Source organism: Actinoalloteichus fjordicus, assembly GCF_001941625.1.
Classification (GTDB): Bacteria; Actinomycetota; Actinomycetes; order Mycobacteriales; family Pseudonocardiaceae; genus Actinoalloteichus_A; species Actinoalloteichus_A fjordicus.
The window spans coordinates 4273608-4294649 of sequence record NZ_CP016076.1; the positions used below are offsets into that span (position 1 = coordinate 4273608).

Annotated in this window: 15 protein-coding genes and 1 riboswitch; of the genes, 9 read left to right on the forward strand and 6 right to left on the reverse strand. The window is 72.4% G+C overall.

Annotated features, from left to right (window positions below; all coding sequences use genetic code 11):
• Positions 1-49: 49 nt before the first annotated feature.
• The 5 genes from UA74_RS18220 (at position 50) to UA74_RS18235 (ending at position 5462) form a co-directional block, all read left to right on the forward strand.
• The gene (locus UA74_RS18220; protein WP_075764996.1) at positions 50-1261 is read left to right on the forward strand and encodes a cytochrome P450; all 1212 of its coding nucleotides are present in this window, start codon (positions 50-52) and stop codon (positions 1259-1261) included.
• Between the two features lie 295 nt (positions 1262-1556).
• Entirely contained in the window at positions 1557-1751 is a 195-nt protein-coding gene (locus UA74_RS18225; RefSeq protein ID WP_075741347.1) for a ferredoxin, read from the forward strand.
• Between the two features lie 421 nt (positions 1752-2172).
• A riboswitch (cobalamin riboswitch) is annotated at positions 2173-2329 on the forward strand.
• An 87-nt stretch (positions 2330-2416) separates the two neighbouring features.
• Positions 2417-3001, forward strand: a complete 585-nt coding sequence (locus UA74_RS32085) for a hypothetical protein (protein ID WP_157434283.1) — start codon at positions 2417-2419, stop codon at positions 2999-3001.
• A complete protein-coding gene (locus tag UA74_RS32090) occupies positions 3001-4587 on the forward strand; it encodes a prenyltransferase/squalene oxidase repeat-containing protein (RefSeq protein ID WP_075741348.1) in 1587 nt (528 codons plus the stop codon). Before UA74_RS32085 ends, UA74_RS32090 begins: the two co-directional genes overlap by 1 nt.
• Positions 4584-5462 (forward strand): hypothetical protein, encoded by an 879-nt coding sequence (locus UA74_RS18235; RefSeq protein ID WP_075741349.1) that lies wholly within the window; start codon positions 4584-4586, stop codon positions 5460-5462. Before UA74_RS32090 ends, UA74_RS18235 begins: the two co-directional genes overlap by 4 nt.
• 150 nt (positions 5463-5612) lie before the next feature.
• Here the strand turns inward: UA74_RS18235 and UA74_RS18240 are convergent, their stop codons facing one another.
• On the reverse strand, positions 5613-6467 hold the full coding sequence (locus UA74_RS18240) for a UbiA family prenyltransferase (RefSeq protein ID WP_075741350.1): 855 nt from the start codon (positions 6465-6467) through the stop codon (positions 5613-5615).
• Between the two features lie 283 nt (positions 6468-6750).
• Here UA74_RS18240 and UA74_RS18245 point away from each other — a divergent pair, with 283 nt between their 5' ends.
• Both UA74_RS18245 and UA74_RS18250 read left to right on the forward strand, forming a co-directional pair.
• Positions 6751-7266 (forward strand): isoprenylcysteine carboxyl methyltransferase family protein, encoded by a 516-nt coding sequence (locus UA74_RS18245; protein WP_075741351.1) that lies wholly within the window; start codon positions 6751-6753, stop codon positions 7264-7266.
• Positions 7263-8300 (forward strand): NAD(P)/FAD-dependent oxidoreductase, encoded by a 1038-nt coding sequence (locus UA74_RS18250; protein ID WP_075741352.1) that lies wholly within the window; start codon positions 7263-7265, stop codon positions 8298-8300. Before UA74_RS18245 ends, UA74_RS18250 begins: the two co-directional genes overlap by 4 nt.
• 609 nt (positions 8301-8909) lie before the next feature.
• On the opposite strand, the gene UA74_RS33705 is transcribed toward UA74_RS18250, so the two are convergent.
• A complete protein-coding gene (locus UA74_RS33705) occupies positions 8910-10397 on the reverse strand; it encodes a type III polyketide synthase (protein ID WP_232237316.1) in 1488 nt (495 codons plus the stop codon).
• A 512-nt stretch (positions 10398-10909) separates the two neighbouring features.
• Here UA74_RS33705 and UA74_RS18260 point away from each other — a divergent pair.
• On the forward strand, positions 10910-12025 hold the full coding sequence (locus UA74_RS18260; RefSeq protein ID WP_075741354.1) for a CobW family GTP-binding protein: 1116 nt from the start codon (positions 10910-10912) through the stop codon (positions 12023-12025).
• A 368-nt stretch (positions 12026-12393) separates the two neighbouring features.
• Here the strand turns inward: UA74_RS18260 and UA74_RS18270 are convergent, their stop codons facing one another.
• On the reverse strand, positions 12394-13524 hold the full coding sequence (locus UA74_RS18270; protein ID WP_075741356.1) for a methyltransferase domain-containing protein: 1131 nt from the start codon (positions 13522-13524) through the stop codon (positions 12394-12396).
• A 734-nt stretch (positions 13525-14258) separates the two neighbouring features.
• Between UA74_RS18270 and UA74_RS18275 the strand changes: the two genes are divergently transcribed.
• Positions 14259-15455: a helix-turn-helix domain-containing protein gene (locus tag UA74_RS18275; RefSeq protein WP_075741357.1), complete on the forward strand. Its 1197-nt coding sequence runs from the start codon at positions 14259-14261 to the stop codon at positions 15453-15455.
• Between the two features lie 462 nt (positions 15456-15917).
• Here UA74_RS18275 and UA74_RS18280 read toward each other — a convergent pair whose 3' ends face one another.
• The 3 genes from UA74_RS18280 to UA74_RS18290 all read right to left on the reverse strand — a co-directional run bounded on the left by UA74_RS18280 (position 15918) and on the right by UA74_RS18290 (position 21027).
• A complete protein-coding gene (locus UA74_RS18280) occupies positions 15918-18380 on the reverse strand; it encodes a glycoside hydrolase family 95 protein (protein WP_232237317.1) in 2463 nt (820 codons plus the stop codon).
• A gap of 113 nt (positions 18381-18493) precedes the next feature.
• Positions 18494-19507, reverse strand: a complete 1014-nt coding sequence (locus tag UA74_RS18285) for an ABC transporter permease (protein WP_083683318.1) — start codon at positions 19505-19507, stop codon at positions 18494-18496.
• Positions 19504-21027: a sugar ABC transporter ATP-binding protein gene (locus tag UA74_RS18290; RefSeq protein ID WP_075741358.1), complete on the reverse strand. Its 1524-nt coding sequence runs from the start codon at positions 21025-21027 to the stop codon at positions 19504-19506. The genes UA74_RS18285 and UA74_RS18290 overlap by 4 nt, the downstream gene beginning before the upstream one ends.
• Positions 21028-21042: the final 15 nt, after the last annotated feature.

The window sequence follows — 21042 nt, forward strand, 5'->3', positions numbered from 1 at the left end:
CGCGGCGGAACCGTCCCGGCGGCGCCGTCGCCGTCCCAGGAGGAACTCAGTGACCACCGAGGACCGACAGCCGCTCGACTACCCCTTCGCCCTGCCCACGCCCAACGAGCCGCCGCCGGAGTGGGCACGCCTCCGGCAGGAGTGTCCGGTCGCCGCCGTCCGGCTGGCCAGCGGCGACGAGGCGCTGCTGCTCACGCGCTATGAGGACGTGAAGCAGGTCCTCGCCGACCCCCGGTTCACCCGCTCGCTCAGCGCCGACGACGCCGCTCGGGTCACGGCCAACGAATCCGGCGGGATCTTCGCGTCCGAGAGTCAGATCGACTCCTCCACGGACGCGCACCAGCAGTGGCGCAGGCTGGTCGGCAAGGCGTTCACCGCCAAGCGGATGTCCCAGATGCGGCCCGCCATCGAGGCGATGGCCGATCGGCTCCTCGACGAGATGTGCGAGCGGGGCGCGCCCGCCGACCTCGTCTCCTCCTTCGCCTTCCCGTTGCCGGTGTGGGTGATCTGCGACCTGTTGGGCGTGCCGGACTCCGACCGGGACCGCTTCTCCTACTGGTCGGACACCATGCTCAGCCTCGATCGGTACGAGCAGGCGGAGATCGACGCCGCACAGCAGGAGTTCGGCGAGTACTTCGCGGCCCACATCGCGACCCGCCGGGCCGATCCCGGCGAGGACCTGCTGAGCGAGCTGATCGCCGTCGCGGACTCCGCAGACGGCAGGCTGCCGGAGGAGCTGCTCATGCTCACCGGGCAGGGCCTGCTGGTCGCGGGACACGAGACCACCGCGAACATGATCTCGAAGATGGTGGTGCTGCTGCTCGGCGAGCGCGAGCGGTGGACGGCGCTGGTCGCCGACCCCTCGTTGGTGCGCACGGCCGCCGAGGAGGCGCTGCGCTTCGACGCCAACGCAGGCTTCGGCCTGCCCCGCTACCTCACCGAGGACATCGAGGTGGGCGGCCGGACCGTGACCAGGGGAACCACGGTCGTCACCAGTCTCGCCTCGGCCAATCGCGACGAGCAGGCCTTCGCCGACGCCGACGCCATGGACCTGCGACGGGCGCCGAATCCGCATCTCGCCTTCGGGATCGGCCCGCACTCGTGTCTCGGGCAGGCTTTGGCCCGCACCGAACTCCAGGCCGTGCTGAGCGTGCTGGTGCGCAGGCTGCCGGGACTGGAACTCGCCGTCGGTGTCGAGGAGCTGCCTCTCCGGCAGGGGCTGCTCGTCGGCGGGCTCGATCGACTGCCGGTCCGGTGGTGACCGGACGCCCGAGATCCGTGCTGCGCTGATCATTCCGGCGTGATGCGGCCCTCATCCGGCGCCCGCCGGGCCGGGCCGACCAGCGTCCGATCGGCCGTGCCGCAGGCGATCTGCGGTGCCCGCCGGCTGGGGCGAGCAGGCCTCGCCGTCGGCGCGCGGCGGTCGGCGGTCGGCGGGCACGCGTTGGACGTGTCCGCCGGACGCCCCACCCGGGGCACCTCGACCGCGATGCCGACCAGGCTGCGCGGACTTCCATCGGCCTTAGCGGGCCGTCCCCGATGAGAGGAGCCACCCGATGCACGTGGACGTGGACACCCAGAAGTGCTGTGGAGCGGGCCAGTGTGTGCTGCTCGCCCCGGCGGTGTTCGATCAACGGGAGGACGACGGCATCGTCCTGCTGCTCGACGCCGATCCTCCCGAGGGCCAGCACGGCCCGGTCCGGGAGGCGGCGGCGGTGTGCCCCGGCATGGCGATCACCGTCACCACGTGACGGCCATGCGGGCCGGGGCGCTCCGAGGGTGACGCGGGCCGGGGCCGCGGGCGGACCGGATGTCGCGGGCGGATCGGTCCGGGCCCCGGCTGGGCACGGCGGCAAGCCGACAGAGGGCCAACGGCGGCGAGCCGCCACAGAGCCACGGCGGCCCGCCGCAACCGAAGTCCATCTCGGCGAGCCGCCGTCGGCACGGAAGGCGCGAGTCGCTGACAGCCACACTGCCGAGCCGCGTCGGCGAAGGAAGACGCCGAGGCAGACAGGCCCGCGGGTGCCCTGCCGCCGTGTTCGGGGCTCCGCCCTGGCGCATGCGCCGGGGTCCCGTGCACCGCAGCCCGCAGGACACGCCCCCTCGCGCGCCCCGCCCGCCGCCACCCGATGTGAACCTGTGGTGAAGAAGGCGTCTTCCTCCACGCTGCCCGATGAGCTACCGTCGAGAGGTCGTCTCTCCACAAGAGACGAATGCGTCCTGCCGTTCGATGGGGGAAGCCGGTGTGAGTCCGGCACTGTCCCGCAGCCGTGAGCACCCGTGTTCCTCGGGTGTCAGTCGGAATGCCCGTCGTGCGGTACTGCTCGGCTCCTCTGTCGTGGTGTGCAGCGCGGAGCTTCGGAGCCTGCGCGGCTCCGGACTGCGGTCTGCCCGAACCGAAGGGAACTCACAGGCCATGTCCTTGAGCCTCTCCGTCCGGCGTCGTCTCTTAACCGGCCTCTTCGCAGGTTCTCTGCTTCTGTTCGGCGGCACGGCCGTCGCGGCCGTCCCGGCCGCCGCGCCCACCGCCGACGACTCGGTCACCGTCGCCTGGACCGACGGTCCCTGCACCGGGACGACCGGCGTCACGGTGGTCGTCGACTTCACCGGACACGCGGGCGGCGACGTCGTCCGGCGGTGCACCGACGGCGACCCGGCGACCGCGTTCGCCGCGCTGACCGATGTGGACGTCGCGCCGGAGCACGGCATCGGACAGGGCGAGACCGGCCCCTACCAGTACCTGTGCCGGATCGACGGCCTGCCCTCGGCCACCGCCGACGCGTGCGACGGTTTCCTGCCCAACGCGCCGTACTGGGCGTTCTGGGTGCCCGACGTGGCCGGCGACGCGTGGGGTTATGCGGATGAGGGCGTGGACACCTACGACCCGCCGTTGGGCGACGTCCTCGGCTTCTCCTTCGGGGCGGGCACCGTGGCCGACCCGAACGAGATGAGCCTGACGCTGGACGAGGCACTCGACCCGAACTGGACGCCGACCAGCTGATGCTCAAGCCTCTCCTCGGCCTGACGGCGGGAGCGCTGCTCCTCGCCTCGACGGTCGTTCCCTCTGCCGCCTCGGCAGACCCGGCGATCATCGCCGCGTCGGCCGAGGCGGGCACGGCGGCCGAGTTCCTGGAACGGGAGTTCGTCCGACTCGACTACGTCTATCCCAGCGCCACCCCTGGTTCCCCCGACGCGGGCCTGCAGGCGGATGCGCTGCTCGGCCTGCATGCGGCGGGCCGCACCGGGACGACCTTCGATCTCGGCGTCCGCGCGCTGCGCGAGATGTTCTACAACGGCAACCTCGCCAACTCCGGTGTTCTCGCGAAACGACTGATGGTCGCCCTGCGGGCCGGGGTCGACCCGGCGGACTGGGGCGTCGACTCCAACGGTGTCCCGATCGACCTGGTGGACCGGCTCACCGCGACGCTCGACGTCGACGGTCGGTACCGCAACCTGAACGCGGGTGATTACGACCCGCGACGAGACCTGTCGAACACCTTCTCCCAGGCGCTGGCGTTGATCGCCATGGACGAGCACGCCCGGCACACCGGCACGCCGATCGATCAGCGAGCGAGCATCGACTACCTGGTGCGGCAACAGTGCCCCAGCGGCGGCTTCCGCGCGAACCCCCCGCCCGAGAACGTCGGCTCGACCTGCGCGGGCAGCGACGACGCGCTGGTCAGCGTCGACAACACGGCGATGGCCGTCTGGGCGCTGGCCGAGGTCGGCGGTAACGCGGGCGCCCTGGATCGGGGCGTGCGCTGGCTGCTCGACCGGCAGTACCACGACGGCGCCTTCGGCTTCGACTCCTCCACGCCGGAGCTGATCGAGCAGACCCGCAACGCCAACAGCACCGGTCTCGCCGCCCTCGCGCTCACCGTCGCGGACCAGACGGGGCCCGCCGGACGCGCGGGCGGCTGGCTGACCTCGATCCAGCTCCGTGCCGGTGTCGACCCCGGCGCCATGACCGGCGCGGTCTCCTACTCGGCGCGCGACTACCTGGACGTCCAGACCGACGGGCCGCTGTACTGGAGCCGCGCGGGCAACCAGGACCGGCTGCGGCGGGCGACCGCGCAGGCGCTGCTCGGGCTGTCGGCGACACCACCCGTCGAGCCGCCCGAGCCGCCGACGACCACGCCGCCGCCCGAGCCGCCCGACGGCAGTCCCGGCGAGCCGGGACAACCGGGTCAGCCCGGTCAGCCCGGCCTTCCCGGTCAGCCGGGACAACCGGGGCTTCCCGGGCAGCCCGGGTTACCTGGCGAGCCGGGGTATCCCGGCCAGTCGGGGCTCGGCGGTGATCCGGGCAGTCCCGGTCTCGACGGCGCGCAGGGCGAGGCGGGCGAGAATCCCGACGCCGTCGATCAGACCCCTCGGGTCGATCCTCCCTTGGCGGTCGCCCAGGAGCCTCGGGCGGTGGACAGGCCGGCCGAGCAGACGGCCGCGCCTGCGACCTCGTTGGCATTGGTCGGCGACTTCCTGCGCAGTCCCGTCGGGCTGGCGTCCTCGGCGGGCGTGGCGCTGCTGCTGGCGGCGATCAGCTACCTGCTGATCAGCAGGCCACGTCGACGGGGCGGAGTGCCGCGATGAGACTGACGCGTCTGCTGGGCACGGCGCTGTTCGCCGCCGCCGTCACCCTGGCCGCCCCGACGCCCGCCCCGGCCGCCGCGCAGGCCTGCACGGCGGAGACCGGCGTCGTGGTGGTCGTGGACTTCGGTTCGCTCGGGGGCACCGTGTCCCGCTGCGTCCCCGGCACGCCCGAGACGGGATACGCGGCGTTGCAGGAGGCAGGCTTCCGACTCGCGGGCACCGCGCACGACGGTGCCGGGTTCGTCTGCCGCATCGACGATCGGCCCGGCCCCGATCAGGAACCGTGCGACGACACGCCCTCCGGGGACGCCTACTGGTCGTACTGGATCGACGAGGGCGGCGGCAGCTGGTCGTACAGCACACGGGGCGCGATGGCGTCCTATCCCGAGGCCGACCGCGTCGAGGGCTGGTCCTTCGGCGCGGGCGATCCACCGGGGATGACGGGTTCGGCGGCCAGGGCACGGTTCGCTCCGAGCGGACCAGGCGACGCACCGAATCCCGGCGATCCGGCCCCGCCCGCCGCGCCGGGGGATCCCGCGCCCGGCGGTTCGGCCGACCGGCCGCATCAGCCTGCGCAGCCCGCCGAGGGCGGTACGGCGCCCACGGACGGGGCCGCCACCGATCCCGAGAACCCGGCCGATCCCACCGAGCAGGACGGCGACGAGCAGACCGAGAGCGACACCGAGGCGCCCGCGCTCGACGGGTCGGCGGGTCAGGACCCGTCCGTCGCGGCGGACGGCACCGAGCAGACCGCCCAGGACGCCACCGGGGCCGGCGGGGTGCCATGGGCGACGATCATCGCGTTCGCCGCGATCTGGGTGCTGGGCATCGGCGCCGGGATCATCGCCCGACGCCGCCGTCGCGCGGCCGAGTGAGCGGCGGCGGGGCGGAGTCAAGGCAGGGGCGCCGGGACGCTGCGGCGGCCGTGGAGCGGCCCGAGTTCACCCGTGGGTTGTCGCCATGACCGGGAGTCACAGCCCGAGCCGCAGGCGCCGACCGGCGGCCCGCACTCGACGGACCGGCCCTCACACGACGGCCGACCCGTTGAAGAGGAACAGCACGATCGCCAGGGCGGCCGTCAGCACGGCGGCCCGGAAGGGTCGTCGGCTGTCCGGCGCAGCGGGCACCGCCGTCCCGGCGATCGCCACCGCCACCGCCACCCCGGCGACGATCAGACTGGGCAGATCGATCCGCCCCGGCGTCCCCACCAGCAGCACGCCCACCGCGGCGAGCATCACCAGCGGCGTCAAGGTCCGACAGGCGGCCCGCCCGATGCGCTGTGGGAATCCCCGCACCCCTGTCGCCAGATCGCCCTCGATGTCGGGCAGTGCGTTGACCAGATGGGCGCCCACGCCGAGCAGGGCGGCCGTGACGACCGCCCACCACGCGGGCCAGGGCGCGCCGGGCAGCCCGAGCGTCACGAACGCGGGCAGCGTCCCGAAGCCCACGGCGTAGGTCAACGGGGAGGCGACGGTGCGCTTGAGACCGAGGTTGTAGGCCCAGCCCGCCGCCACCATGCCGAGCAGGTGCACCGAGCCAGCAAGGAGTCCGTTGGCCAGCGACAGCGGGACGCACACCAGCAGGGCCATCGCCGCGGCCACTCCGACGACGCGCGGCGAGAGCGCCCCGGCGGCCACCGGCTTGTCGCGACGACCGGTGAGCACGTCCCGCCGGGCGTCCAGCGCGTCGTTGGACCAGCCGATCGAGAGCTGTCCGGCCAACACCGACGCGGCGACCAACGCCGACCCACCCGCTCCCCGACCGGTCGCCACGGCCAGCACCGTGGTGAACAGGGTCACCGCCACGGCGGGCTCGGGATGCGCACTGCCGAGCAACGCGCCGAGGCGGGCGGCCGGAGACGGCCGAGAGATCGGGGACATCGGGGAGGCCGGAGACGTCGGAGAGGCCGGGGACGTCGACGGGGCGGAACGAGGTCGCAGGTCCACCAGCCCAGTGATACACGCGAAACGCCTCGGCCCGGGCGGTCCCACGCCGACCGGGCAGCGAGTTTCGCCGAGCTGGCGGCCAGATCCGACCCGGCCCAGCCGAGGAGACCGGCGAGATCGGCACGCCGACGGCAGGCGGGTTCCGGCCGATGCCCGTTATCTTCGGAGGAAGATCCTCGAGAGATCGACCCCTGACCATCGACGACGGGTAGTCCGAATGCTGTGGTACATCCTGCTCGTCCTGGCCGTCGCGCTGGAACGGCTCGCCGAACTCGTCGTGGCACAGCGCAACGGTCGACGAAGTCTGGCACGGGGCGCGGTGGAGTCGGGTCGAGGCCACTATCCGGTGATGGTCGTCCTGCACACCGGGCTGCTCGTCGCGTGCCTGGCCGAGGCCGTCCTGCTCGACCGGCCGTTCATCCCCGCCCTGGGCGTCCCGATGCTCGCGCTGGTGGTGCTGGCCCAGGCCCTGCGCTGGTGGTGCATCGTCTCGCTCGGCGACGCCTGGAACACCCGCGTCCTGGTCGTGCCCGGCGCCGAGCCCGTCCGCAGCGGCCCGTACCGCTTCCTTCGGCATCCCAACTACGTCGCGGTGGTCGTGGAGATCATCGCGCTGCCGCTGGTGCACTCGGCCTGGTTGACGGCGCTGACCTTCACCGTGGCCAACGCCGCGCTGCTCACGGTCCGCATCCGCTGTGAGGACAGGGCGCTGGCGCAGCTCGCGACCGCATGAGTCTCGACCACGATCTGCTGATCGCGGGCGGCGGGCCCGCCGGACTGGCCACCGCCCTGTACGCCGTGCGGGCAGGCCTGCGGCCGGTGGTGATCGAGCCGCGCGCGGCCCCGACGGACAAGGCCTGCGGCGAGGGGCTGCTGCCCGGTGCGGTGCGGGCGCTGACCGCGCTGGGCGTGCCGGTGCCCGGCCATCGGATCGACGGCATCAGCTACATCCAGGGCGATCGGCAGGTGCGGGCGGCCTTCCGCGCGGGCCCCGGTCTCGGGGTGCGGCGGACCGTGCTCCACGCGGCCTTGCATCAGGCGGTGCTGGACGCGGGCGTGCCGATCCTGCCCACCCGAGTCGACGAGGTGCGGGTGGACGCGACGGGGGTGACCGCGCTCGGCCCGGACCTGCGCGGCCGCTGGCTGGCAGCCGCCGACGGGCTGCACTCGCCGACGGCCCGCGCGCTCGGCCTCCGGACCGAGGACACCCGCCCGGCCCGATTCGGACTGCGCAGGCACTATGCCGTCGCCCCGCCCTCCTCGGCCGTCGAGGTCCACTATGGACCGTTTGGCGAGGCCTATCTGACTCCGCTCGGGCCCGAACTCACCGGAGTCGCCCTGCTGACCAGCCGCCGAGCGCCGTTCGGTGAGCAGCTGGCCGAGTATCCCGCGCTGCTCGCACGATTCCCGGCGGCGTCGGCCGTCACCGCCGTGCGCGGCGCGGGACCGCTGCGACAACGGATGCGACGGCGGGTCGCGGGCGGCGGCCGGGTGCTGTTCGTCGGCGACGCGGCAGGCTATGTGGACGCGCTGACCGGTGAGGGCATCACCTTGGCCATGGCGGGCGCGGCGGCACTGGTGGACAGCCTGCGCCGGGATCGGCCGCAGGAGTACGAACGCGCCTGGCTGCGCGCGACCCGACGCCACCGGCTGCTGACGGAGTGTCTGGTGCTGGCCAGGGCGAACCCGCTCACCGCAGGCCGGATCGTCCCGGCCGCCGAGCGCCTGCCCTCGGTGTTCGGCGCCGTCGTCAACGCACTGGCGTGAGCGAGGTGGCGGGCCGTAGGCGCAGGGTCGAGCGGAACGTGACCGCAGTGTTGTCCACAGAGGACGAATCGATCGGTGCGTTCCCTGCACAGAAGTCAGGTCGCGAGTCCGCCTACCATGGAGCATCACAGATGAATAACGCCCGAGCTGCGCCGCAGGTGGCGAAGGGCAAGCCCCGCGCAGGCGGGGGTGGTCCGACCATCGCGGAGCGGTCGTCGCAGGTCCGGGTGTAAGCCCCGCGCAAGCGGGGGTGGTCCGGGCAAGGACGCGCAGCTGTCGTGCAACCGTGCGTAAGCCCCGCGCAAGCGGGGGTGGTCCACCGCCGAGGCTGATCTCCGACAGCAGAGTTGCGTAAGCCCCGCGCAAGCGGGGATGGCCCGATGTCAGCCGGGATGGTGGGCAGTTCGTCGGGGTGGGCCGCACCAGGAGGCAGAGGACTTCGACCAACTCACTCCGGCAAGGTCAAGAGCCTTCGCAAGCCGGAACGCCCCGCCCGCCCGTCGGCGCCCCGGCGAAGCAGGTCTCCGGCACGCGGCCGAGATGGGCCGGACCACCAACGGACGGCGTCGGGCTTCTCTGCCCGGCCAGCCTGCCCCGGCGGTTCGGCGTTCACCAGCGCAGCAGCACGAGTTCCGCGCAGAAGCCGGGGCCCATCGCGAGCAGCAGGCCCGGTGTCCCGGCGGGCGGGCGGGGTTGGGCGAGGGTTCTTCGCAGCACGTCGAGGACCGAGGCCGAGGAGAGGTTGCCCAGGGCCGACAGCGACTCCCGGGTGTGCGCCAGCGCGGTGGCGGGCAGTGCGAGCGAATCGGTGACGGCGTCGATGACCTTCGGCCCGCCCGGATGGCAGATCCACGTCCCGACGTCCTCGGCGACCAGGCCGTGATCGGCGAGGAAGCCGACGACGTCCTTGCTGAGGAACTCGCGCGCGATGGTCGGGACGTCGGCGGAGAGCACCAGACGGAAGCCGCTGGCGCCGATGTCCCAGCCCATGACGTCCTCGGTGTCGGGGTAGAGCCTGCTGCGGGTCGCGATGATCTCGGGCAGCGCACCGACGCCGTCGGCGGGACGAAGGCCTTCGACGGATCGTCGCTGCGGGACGAGACGCGCGGCGCCGACGTCGGACCCGCCGCCGTCGGCCGCCTCTGCGGGCGCCGCGTTGGACACGGCAGGCCCGGCAGTGCCCGGTAGGGCTGCGTGCCCCGCCTCGGCGCCGTCCCGCTCGGCGCTCCCCGGTCGGCTGCCGCTGCCGCTCATCCGAATGCCACCCGGCACGCCGGACCCGGACGTGTTCCCCACGTCCTCGCCGGGCGCCGCCCGCATCACCCCCGATGCGGTCACCCCCGATCGGGTGCGGCCCGTGGCTGCGGGCCCGGCCTCGGGACGGTCGTCGAACCCGGCAGCGCCTCGACGATTCCCCCCGAGGAGCACGACGGCGGCCGCGCCGTCGCCGAACAGGCTGCTGCCGACGACGTTGGCAACGGAGACGTCGTCGCGCTGCAGGGTCAGCGAGCACAGCTCCACGGCGAGCAGCACGGCCACCTGATCCGGCCAGGCCCGCAGGTAGTCGGCCACCCGCGCGATGCCCGCCGCGCCCGCGACGCAGCCGAGGCCGAACATCGGAATCCGTTTCACGTCCTCGCGGAGGCCCAGCCGCCGGGCCAGCCGAGCCTCCAGCGAGGGGACGGCGAGCCCCGTCACCGTCGTGGACACCACGAGGTCGACCTCGTCCGGGCTGATCCCCGCCTCCGCCAGCGCCCGGCGGACGGCCCGCTCGCCGAGTTCGAGCGCGGCCGTCAGATAGGCCTCGTTGGCCTCGGTGAAGCTCGCGAGTGCGCGCAGTTGTTCGAGTGGAACCGCGAAGTGCCGGGTGTCCACCCCGGCGTTGTCGGAGATCCGCTCCGCAGCCCGGCGCCTCGGGCTCCCGACCGGGAGGAACTCGTCGACGAAGGCCGCCAGGATCTCCTCCTGGCGGTAGACGTGCTCGGGCAGGGCCGTGGCGGCCGACGCGATCCGAGGCGGCGGGGCCGTCCGCAGCGCGTCGGCTCCTCGCCCCCGATCCTCGTCCTGACTGCGGCGCGTCCCCGTGACCTGAGACATCGACATCCTTCCCGCTCGCGTCGCCGATCCCCACCGGATCGAGATCCGATGCGGCCTTCCGGTGCGATGGGCACCCGATCGTGTCCCGGTACCGCGCACCCGTCCTCCGCCAACGGCGACGGACCGGCATCGACACGCCGAGCGCCGCCCACCGACGAGGTGAAAGGTGAACCGTCGACCTTCATCATCCATGGGTTCTCGGCGCGGGGCAGTCGTGAGCACGCTCGGATCGGCGGGACAGACGCTTGTGGGCGAAGCACGGTGGTGTCGGAACAGGGCCGACGTGGCGTGCGGTCGCCCGGAGGTTCGGGGATCGCCTGCCGGGCGACCCGCCCGCCCGGACACGGTGCGTGACCGCTCTGGGCCCGCGTCATGCTGCGACAGCACGCCGCCGGGGCCCACGGTCGAGCGATCAGCGGCGACCCGTGTCCCGACCGCGCCGCGCGGGATGATCTCGTGAGCATCCGACGCACCGACCGGAGTGCGCGACTCGGGAGCAGGAGAGGCGGGCTGTGGCAGGCAGAGCAGGGGCGCGTATCCCCGTCGTCATCGTCGCGGGGTTCCTCGGCGCGGGGAAGACGACGCTGCTGAACCATCTGTTGACCAATCGGGCCGGGGTGCGGATCGGCGTCGTGGTCAACGACTTCGGCAGTATCGAGATCGACGCGATGACAGTGGCGGGCCAGGTCGACTCGATGATCTCGCTCGGCAACGGTTGTCTCTGCTGCGCGGTGGACACCAGCACGATGGACGAGCTGCTCGACCGGCTGGCCCGGCCCTCGGCCGGGATCGACGTCATCGTGATCGAGGCGAGCGGGCTGGCCGAGCCGCGCGACATGATCAGACTCGTGCTGGCCAGCGAGAACCCGCGCGTCGAGTACGGCGGGCTCGTCGAGGTGGTCGACGCCGCCGAGTTCGAGAGCACGCGGTCTCGGCATCCCGAGCTGGGCACCAGACTGTCGTTGGCCGATCTCATCGTGGTGAACAAGGCCGACCGAATGCCCGTCGAGGCGCGGCCCGCGCTGCTCGCGACGGTGCGGGCGTCGAGCCCCGGCACGCCCGTGATCACGACCTCCCACGGCCGGGTCGATCCAGAACTCCTCTTCGAGCCGCCGGATCGGCCTCGCCCCACCGAGCGGTTTGGCCAGCTCTCCTTCGATCAGCTCACCTTCGAGGACGGCGACGCCGGGCGCTCCGGTGCTTGCGAGGCCGGGCCCGACTCGGGACGACGCGAAGGCGGGCAACACGACGACGGCTGCGCGGACACCGCCCATCTGCACCACGCCTACGAGACCGTCTCCTTCACCTCCGACACGCCGCTGCACCCCCGACGGCTGATGGCCTTCCTCGACGACCGGCCGCCGGGGCTGTACCGGATGAAGGGCTTCGTCTACTTCGGGGTCACCGGCTACCGGCAGAAGTTCGGCCTGCACACCGTCGGCGCGTTCCTGCGCTTCCGACGCTCCCGATGGTCGGCAGGCGAGGACCGCACCACCCGGCTGGTGCTGATCGGCTCGGGGATCGACGCCGAGGCCGTCCGCGCGGCGCTGGCGGCCTGCGTCGAACCACGATCGGCCGAGGTGACCGAGCAGGACATGCTCTGCGTGCTGAAGTTCGTCGAGTCCTGAGGGCTGCTCGCGGCACGACTCGGCTTCCCCAGGACTCACCTCACCCGGCCTCGGCGCCGCACGATTCGGCACCGCCGGACTCGGCAGCACGCGGCTCGGCACCGCGCGCTGCCCAGGACCGGCCCGGCCGATGGTCGCCTCGACGGTGCGGGCCTTGCGCACCGCAGCAGTCGCTCCGGCTCTGCCCCTCGAAGAGCCGGCGAACGATGCTGATCACCACGGCCGCCGCGCCGGGTCAACCGGTCGTTCTCGTCCAGTCGCCCGAGAACGAACCGACGACAAGCGACGACAACCGACGACGCACCGCCGCGAGACACCTCGGGTGCCGCCGTCAATGCCCGCGACGCCCCACCACCCGTCCCGTCCGCTCAGTCCAGCACCAGCACCGGCTGCTCCGGACAGTCCAACCACAACGTGTGCGTGCCGTCGGGTGTGATGGTGAGCCCGTACCTGGCGGGCTCCGGCCTGCCGTGCTCATTCCAGAGCCGGGCGATCCGCATGTAGTCGTCCCAGAGGTCCCGGATGCCGCCGTGCACGACGGCGGCCCGGGAGGAGCCGATGAACCTCGCACGGGCCCAGGAACCGGTCGCGGGATCGCCGAGCACATGCGCCTCCCCGCCCCCGTCGTGCCGGATCACCTTGTGCACGTCGGGATGGACCAGCGCCCGCAGGCACTCCAACGGTCGGGCGCCGAGGAAGTCGGGGAATCCGTCGGTGCGGACGGCACTCTGCGCACCGTCCTCTGTGGTCATCTCGACGATCTCGCGGCCGGTCGGCGTCCGATAGGCCGGATGCGGCCGCAGCCGCATGAACGCGGCGTAGTCGGTGAACGGGCCGAGCGCCCGCCCCTCGTCGTCGACCGTGAGCCGCGCCAGGGCGTAGCCGAGGTTCACCAGGATCACCCCGCCCGGCACGACCTGGCGCAGCCAGGACACGGGCACCCTGGCCACGCCGCAGGTGGCGATCAGCCGGTCGTACGGCGCGTATTCGACGACGCCCTGTGTGCCGTCGCCGATGATCAGGTGCGGGTGCTGGCCGAGCCCGTCGAGCGCGTCGCGAGCCCGCACCACCAGTCCGGGATCAATGTCGATGCTGGTCACCGTGTGGTCGCCGAGAACATGGCAGAGCAGGGCGGTGTTGTAACCGGTTCCGGTGCCGATCTCCAGCACCGAGTGTCCTTCTCGGACGTCCAGCCGCTCCAGCATCAAGGCCATCAGGCTGGGCGTGGTGGAGGAGCTGGTGGCGGTGCCGCCCGCATCGCGCTGGGTCAGCAGGTTGGTGTCGCGGTAGACGGCCTCCAGCGCGAGCGGCCGGTCGACGGTGAGATCGAAGAGGGTCTGCTCCCCGGTGGGACTGCTGACGATGAATCGGTCGACGAATGCCTCGCGCGGCACCGTGCGGAACGCCTCCAGCCAGCGGCGGCTCTGGAGGTAGCCGCCCGATCGCAGCGAATCGGCCAGCCGGTGGCGCAGGCGGTAACTGTCGACGGTGGTGATCATGTGCACGCTCCGATGAGTTTCCTCGGCCGGTGGCGGCGATGTGGCGGGAGAGAAGGAGACGTCCCGTCGGGCCTGCCGTCGGCGTGGTGGCTTCCAGGGGCGGCCGAGCGCCCGCAGGGCGAAGGGCTCGGCGGTGCGGGATCGAGGCCGGGCGCCTCAGCGGCGCCGAGGCCTCGTTCTCGACCGTGACCGGCGAGCGGCGCAGGCGGGCCGGGCCGGGTCACTCGACCCGGCGGCTGCGGCCGAGGCGGCAGGCCCCGATGCGGCCGACGGACGGCGCGGCGCCGGGGGCTCCGCCGGTCCGGGCTCCTCGGCGGGCGGCGACGCAGGAAGCGTCGAGGGGTTCGGCGCCGGGCGTTGGGACGGGATCGGCGCCGGGGCTCCGCCGTCGGTGTCGTCCGGCGGGGCCACCGCCACGGGAACGACGGCGCGCTCCCGGCGAAGCCGGACGCAGTCACGAGTCTGCGGCACACCCGAGGTCATGGCGCACGCACACCGAGGACGACGGCGGATCCACTCTGGACGAGCGAATCTCGGTCGATGAGACGGGTCATGGACTCCCCCTTGATTGACACGCACAGTGCTCGTGCGGACACTCAGAGTGTCCATCCTGGTGGGCTCGCGAACATTCACAGTCCATGCACAACCGCCTACGCTGTGAAGTCAACCGCACGGGCCTGCCACGCCACGAGTCCCCGGTACGGGGGCGCGACCAGAAGAGAAGAGACGAAGTCATGGTCGAGGACGCATCCCATGTCGGCGCCGCCATTCGTCGCGCACGACTGGCCGCCAACCTCACCCAACCCCGGCTTGCCAGGCAGGCCGCCGTCTCACTCAGTCTTCTCGGCAAGGTCGAATGCGGCGATCGGGTCGCGACACACGCTCTGCTCGCCGCCGTGTCGCGGGCGTTGAAGATTCCGGTCGAGCGACTCACCGGCCAGCCCTATGCCGACAATCACCGTGACGAACAGACCCACCGCGCCGTGGAGGCGTTACGCACGGTACTGCGGCACTACGACCTGCCCGGCGACGTCACGCCGCGCCCGCTGGCCGCGCTGACCGCCGACGTCGAGTCGATCGCCCGGATGCGACGCAACGCCCAGTACGGCGCGCTAGCCGCGCGGCTGCCCTCACTGGTGGAGGAGCTGACCGCCGCGAGCCAGCTGGCGGGAACCACCAACGCACACCACGTCTTCGGGCTGCTGGTCACCGTCTATCACGCCACGCACACCCTGCTGCACCGCCTCGGCTACGCCGACCTCGCCGAGTCCGTCGAACACCATCTCGCCCACGCCGCCCACCGGGCGAGCGATCCGCTGGCGGGCGGACTCGCGCACTGGGCACGAGTGCAGAGCTTCCAGTCGGCGGGCGACTACGCCCACGGGCTTCGCCTGATGGACGCCGCCCGCGCCGAGCTCGACGACACGCTGCGGGCGCCCGACGAGGCGGCCATCACCGTCTACGGGAGCCTGCATCTGCGCTCGGTCACCCTCGCCTCGCGGGCGGGCGACGCGGACACGGCACGATCGCACCTGGCCGCCGCGCGTGACCTGGCCAGGGATCTGAACACCGACCACGTCCACTATGGGCTGACCTTCGGCCCGGCGAACATCACCACCCACGAGGTGGCCGCGCACGTCGAACTGGGCGACGGCGCGGCGGCGCTCACCGCCGCGACGGGCTGGGCGCCGCCACGCACGATGCCCAGGACCCGCCGGGGACATCACCATCTCGACCTGGCGCGGGCGCACCTGATCCTCGGCGACCGACACAGCTGTCTCAACGCGCTCCAGCACGCGAAGCACATCGCACCCCAGCAGACGAGGTTGCATCCGATGGTGCGGGAGACCACCTCGGTGCTGATCAGCCTGTATCGCAGGTCGCACCCCGAGCTGTCGCACTACGCGGACTGGCTGGGGCTCACCGCCTGAGCGGTGGGGGCGGCGGGCGTCCGGGTCGGCGGCACACCGTCGACTTCGGATGCCGTCGCCCCGGCGACCGGGCCGTCGCGGAAGGCCCGGTGCGTCCGGACCGGACCGAACCGCCGACGCAGGCCCGATTCCGAGTTCGGCGAGCGGGTCAGTCCCGTGTCCGTGCGGCCGACAGCGCCGCGCCGGACAGCCCGTCGAATATGGCCCGCATCACGTACATCACGTACATCACGTAGTAGAGAATCGGGTCCCGACGCAGGAGAAACCCAGGTCAGCAGGTGTCGGCCCCGCGCACGCGGGGATGGTCCCGCGCAGCAGACCCAGGACATCCCAGCGCACGCGTCGACCCCGCTGCGGGGCGGGTCCTGACCCGCTACGGCCAGAGGGTCAGTAGCCGTCCCCACTCGACAGCCCGGCTCCCGGCGCACCGTCCTCTCCCCGCGAGGCGCGGAGCCGCAACGGTCAGCCCGTCACCGTGTACGTCTCCCCCGCCGTCGCCTCGATCAGCAGCGTCGCGCCGTCCCGGTCGGCCTCGACGGCGGCGCCTGCGGAGTCGGTGACCGCCACGGCGTCCGCGCCGGCCGCGAAGCGTCCGACGGCGATACGCAGCGGACCGTCCCGGCCCGTGTGCAGCTCCGCCCTGGTCGGCACGCCCGCCGCCCACTCGACGTCCACCGTTACGTCGCCTCGGGCCCGGAGTCCGGCCACCGAGCCGGTGTCCCAGGCCGACGGCAGGGCGGGCAGCAGCTCGACGACGTCCAGGTGGCTCTGCACCAGCATCTCGGCAACCCCGGCTGTGGCGCCGAAGTTGCCGTCGATCTGGAACGGCGGGTGGGTGTCCCAGAGGTTCGGCAGCGTCGAGTGCATGAGCTGTTCGGCCAGCATCGTGTGGGCGTGGTCGCCGTCCCACAGCCGCGCCCAGAAGTTAATCTTCCAGGCCTTGCTCCAGCCGGTGCCGCCGTCGCCGCGTGCGGTCAACGAGACCTCGGCGGCCACCGCCTCCGGTGTGCCCGGCTCGATCGCCGCGCCGGGATGCAGGGCGAACAGGTGCGAGACGTGCCGGTGGTCGTTGCCGGGGTCGTCCCAGTCCTCCTTCCACTCCTGAAGCTGTCCCCACGACCCGATCCGGATGCCGGGGTCCAGCTCGGCGAGCGCGGCACCGAGCCTGGCGCGGAACTCCTCGTCCTCGCCGAGCTGTTCCGCGGCGGCCAGGGTGGTGGTGAGCAGGTGCGTCACGATCTGCTGAGACATCGCCGCGCCTGCGGAGAAGTCGCCCTGTTCGGGGGAGTAGCTCGGCGAGACCACCAGCGAACCGTCCCGAGGGTCGGTGTGCAGGGTGTCCAGCCAGAACTCGCTCGCCTCCCGCATCACCGGATACACGACGTCGCGCAGGTAGGCCTCGTCGCGGGTGAACAGGTACTGGTCGTAGAGCTGCTGGGTCAGCCAGCCTGCGGCCTCCGGGAACCAGAATGACGTCGCCCAGTCATGGACCCCGGTGAAGCCGAAGGGGTTGGTCTCGTTATTGACCAGCCACCCGGCCGCGCCGTGCATCGTCTCGGCGGTGCGCCTGCCGGGTGCGCGCAAGGCATCGACGAACTCGTCGTAGGGGCCGGTGGTCTCGGCCAGGTTGGTGGTCATCGCGGGCCAGTAGTTCATCTGCAGGTTGATGTTGACGTGATAGTCCGAACTCCACGGCGGCGCGGTGGAGTCGTTCCAGACGCCCTGAAGGTTCGCGGGCAGCGAGCCGTCCCGCGAGGAGGCGATGAGCAGGTAGCGCCCGTAGGCGAAGAACAACGCCTCCAACGCCCGGTCGTCGGTGGACGCACCGCCCGTGTAGTCGGCGAGCAGGGCGTCGGTGGTCTTCGTCGGCGGCTGCTGGCCGATGTCCAGCCGCACGCGGTCGAACAGGGCGGTGTGGTCGGCGACGTGGTCGGCGCGCACGGTCGAGAATCCCGCCGTCACGGCCTGATCGAGCGTCTCGGCGACCCGGCCGTGCGGGTCGACGCCCCGGTAATCCGGGTAGGAGTCGGCGTAGTCGGTGCCGGCCGCCAGCAGCAGGGTCACCGTGTCGGCGCCGCTGACGGTGATCGAGTCGCCGCCGGAGGTGATGCTGCCTCCGTCGGCGAGCACCTGGATCTGCGTCTCGTAGCGCAGTCCGTTGTCGGGCAGGGCGCCCCGCAGGGTCAGTCGGCCGTCGGCGACGGAGACGGTGTGGCCCGCGTGCGGCGACTCCGTGCGCAGGATGAACGACACCGAGCCCGGCCGGTCCGCGCCCAGTCGGCCCGCGATGACGCCGTGCGGGTGGCTGGCGAGGTATTCGCGCTCGTGACGGACCTCGCCGTCGCGATAGGAGACCCGCGCGACGGCCTCGGTCAGGTCGAGTTCGCGTCGATAGTCGGTGGGTTCGGCCGGTGCGTCGGGGAAGTCCAACAGGACATCGCCGAAGGTCTGATAGGCACCGAAGCCGCGTTTGGGCAGGCCCAGGCGGTCGGCGACCGACTCCGGCGTGGCCCGCAGCTCGGCGTCGAGTTCCGCCTGAACCTCCTCGATCGCGCCGGGACGCGGCTCGACCCAGTCGCCGTGGTCGTAGCCCTGGACCGAGCCGGGCCCGCCGGTCCACAGGCTCTTCTCATTGAACTGGAGGCGCTCGCCTGCCACGCCGCCGAAGACGGCGGCACCGAGGGCTCCGTTGCCGATGGGCAGTGACTCGGACTCCCAGGACTCGGCGGGTTCGTCATACCAGAGGGTCATTCCGTCGGCGACCTCCGTCGAGGATGGACGGTCCAGTGTCATGGCGGGCGACGCCAGGCCGATGATCAGCAGCGTCGACAGGCCCAGCACGCCCCAGCCCGCGCGGCGGGAACGGGTTGTGGTCGGGCCGGTCGGGATCGAACCGCGTGGCGTCGAACGGAAGCTCCGTCTCATCTGACTCTCCTTAACCACGAAGTGCTCTCGATGTCAGCTCGTCCTGCGGGCGGCCTGCCGGGTCTGGTCTGATGTCAGCTCACCGCCCTGGGGTCCCGGTAGCCGAGGCCAGCTCAGGTCTGCCCTCGGCCGCTGGCGAGTCGGGCGACCATCAGCGCGAGGAGGATCAGTCCGCCCTGGATGGCCTGAATCCAGAACGAGGACACCTGGGCGAGAGTCAGCAGGTTGTTCACGACCCCCAGCAGCAGCACGCCGGTCAGCGCGCCGAGCATCGTCCCCCGCCCGCCGTCCAGGCTGATGCCGCCGATCACCGCCGCCGCGAACACGGTGAAGACGAGGTTCTCCCCCTGGTTGGCGCTGATCGCGCCGACATAGCCGGTCAGGATCAGGCCGCCCACGGCGGCTAAGGCGCCCGCGATGACATACACGCCCAGCAGCACCCGGTCGACGCGGATGCCCGCCGTCCTGGCCGCCTCCCGGTTGCCGCCGATGGCGTACAGCGCGCGGCCGAGGCGGTGTCGGCGCAGCAGCAGCCCGGCCACCGCGAACGCGGCGGCGGCCAGCCACACCGACATCGGAATGCCGAGGAAGGTCGTGGTCGCGACGGCGAAGAAAACCTCCGGCATGTCGAAGAGGGTCTGGCCCTCGGTGAGGCCGACGTGCAGGCCGCGCAGCACGATGAGCATCGCCAGCGTCACGATGAAGGCGTTGAGCTGGAAGCGGACGATCAACACGGCGTTGAGCAGCCCGACCAGCGCCCCCGCGACGACGGCGGCGAGCAGGCCGACGGCGGCGGGCAGCTCGGCACCGAGTCCCGATGAGGCGACCGGCAGCACTAGGAGCGCGCCCAGCGCGGGTGCCAGGCCTGCGGTGGACTCCACGGAGAGGTCGAACTTCCCGGAGATCAACACCAGCGACTCGGCGAGCACCAGCATCGCCAGGGCGGCCGAGGCGCCGAGGATGCTGATCAGGTTGGCGTAGGACAGGAAGTTGGGGTGGACGAAGGCGCCCGCGACGAGCAGGGCGACGATCGCGGGTAGCAGGGCCAGTTCCCGCAGCCTGCCTGCCAACGGCCCGCGCCGGACTGCCTGCGGCCGGGCGCCGGTCGACTCCACGGTGTCGGTCACGTCGAGATCCCTTCGATCGAGGACACCAGGTCCGCGTCTCGCCAGCCCGCCGGATGCTCCGCGACGATCACGCCTCGGAGCAGGACCAGGACGCGATCACAGCGCCGGAGGTCGTCGAGTTCGTCGGAGACGAGGACCACGGCCGTCCCCTCGGCGCGCACCCGGTCGAGTGCGTCGAGCAGCGACTCCTTGGACTTCACGTCCACGCCTGCGGTGGGGTTGATCAACACCAGCAGGCGGGGATCGGTGGCTAGTGCGCGGGCGGTGACCACCTTCTGCTGATTGCCGCCGGAGAGCGACGCCACCGGCTGATCGAGGCCGTCGGCATGCACGTCCAGCTCCTCGGTCGACCGCGCGGCGACGGCGGCGCGGGAGCGCGACGAGACGAACCCGGCCCGGCCGAGTCGGCCGGTGACGGTCATGGTGGCGTTCTCCGCCACCGACAGCTCGGGGACCAGGCCCTGTTCGTGGCGGTCGCGGGGCACGCAGCCGACGCCTGCCGCCAGCGCGGCGGGAACGTCGCCGGTGGGACAGATTCGACCGCCCAGCCGCAGGTAGCCCTCGGCGACGCGCAGACCCGCGAGCGACTCGGCCAGCTCGACCTTCCCGCTGGCGCTGCTGCCCGCCAGGCCGACGACCTCGCCCGCGCGCACGACGAGGTCGACTCCGGCGAAGCGATCACCGTGGAAGCCGGTCAGGCGCAGGACCTCCGGCTCCTCCGTCCCGCCCCTCGGCGCGGTCAGGCCGGTGCCCAGCTCCGCCGCCTCCCCGGTCATCGCCGCGACCAGGTCGGCCCGACCCAGCTGATCGACCGGTGCGGTAAGCACGTGGCGGGCGTCGCGCAGGACGGTGACGTCCTGACACACCTCGTAGACCTCGCGCAGGTGGTGCGAGATGAACAGGAAGGTGACGCCGCCCTCCTGGAGGCGCCGCATCCTAGTGAAGAGCTGCTCGATCTCGGCGCTGTCGAGCTGCGCGGTCGGCTCGTCCAGCACGATGAACCGGGCACCGAAGGAGAGGGCCCTGGCGATCTCGACCAGCTGCCGGTCCTCGATCGACAGCTCCCGCACCTGCCGGTCCACGTCGACCTCGACGTTCCATTCGTCGAGCAGCTCCCGTGCCGCGCGGCGCAGTCGTCGCCAGTCCACCAGCCCGAGCCGACCCGTCGGCTGCCGGTTGAGGAACAGGTTCTCGGCGACGGTCAGGCCCGGCACCACGGTCGGTCGCTGGTAGACGCAGGCCACGGCCCTCCGCCACGCGTCGCGGTCGGCGGGCGGCGGGGCGGGGCGCCCGCCGAGACGGACCTCGCCCGTATCGGGCCGTTCCAGCCCGGTGAGCAGTCGGACCAGGGTGGACTTCCCGGCTCCGTTGCGACCCACCAGGGCGTGCGATCGGCCTGCGACCACACGGAGACCGACGTCGTCGAGGGCGACGGTGGAGCCGTAGCGGCGGTGCACGGCGACGGCCTCGACGAGCGGCGGCTCGACGCCGGGTGGAGGAGTCGACTTCGGATGCGTCATGACGCCGGGCCTTCC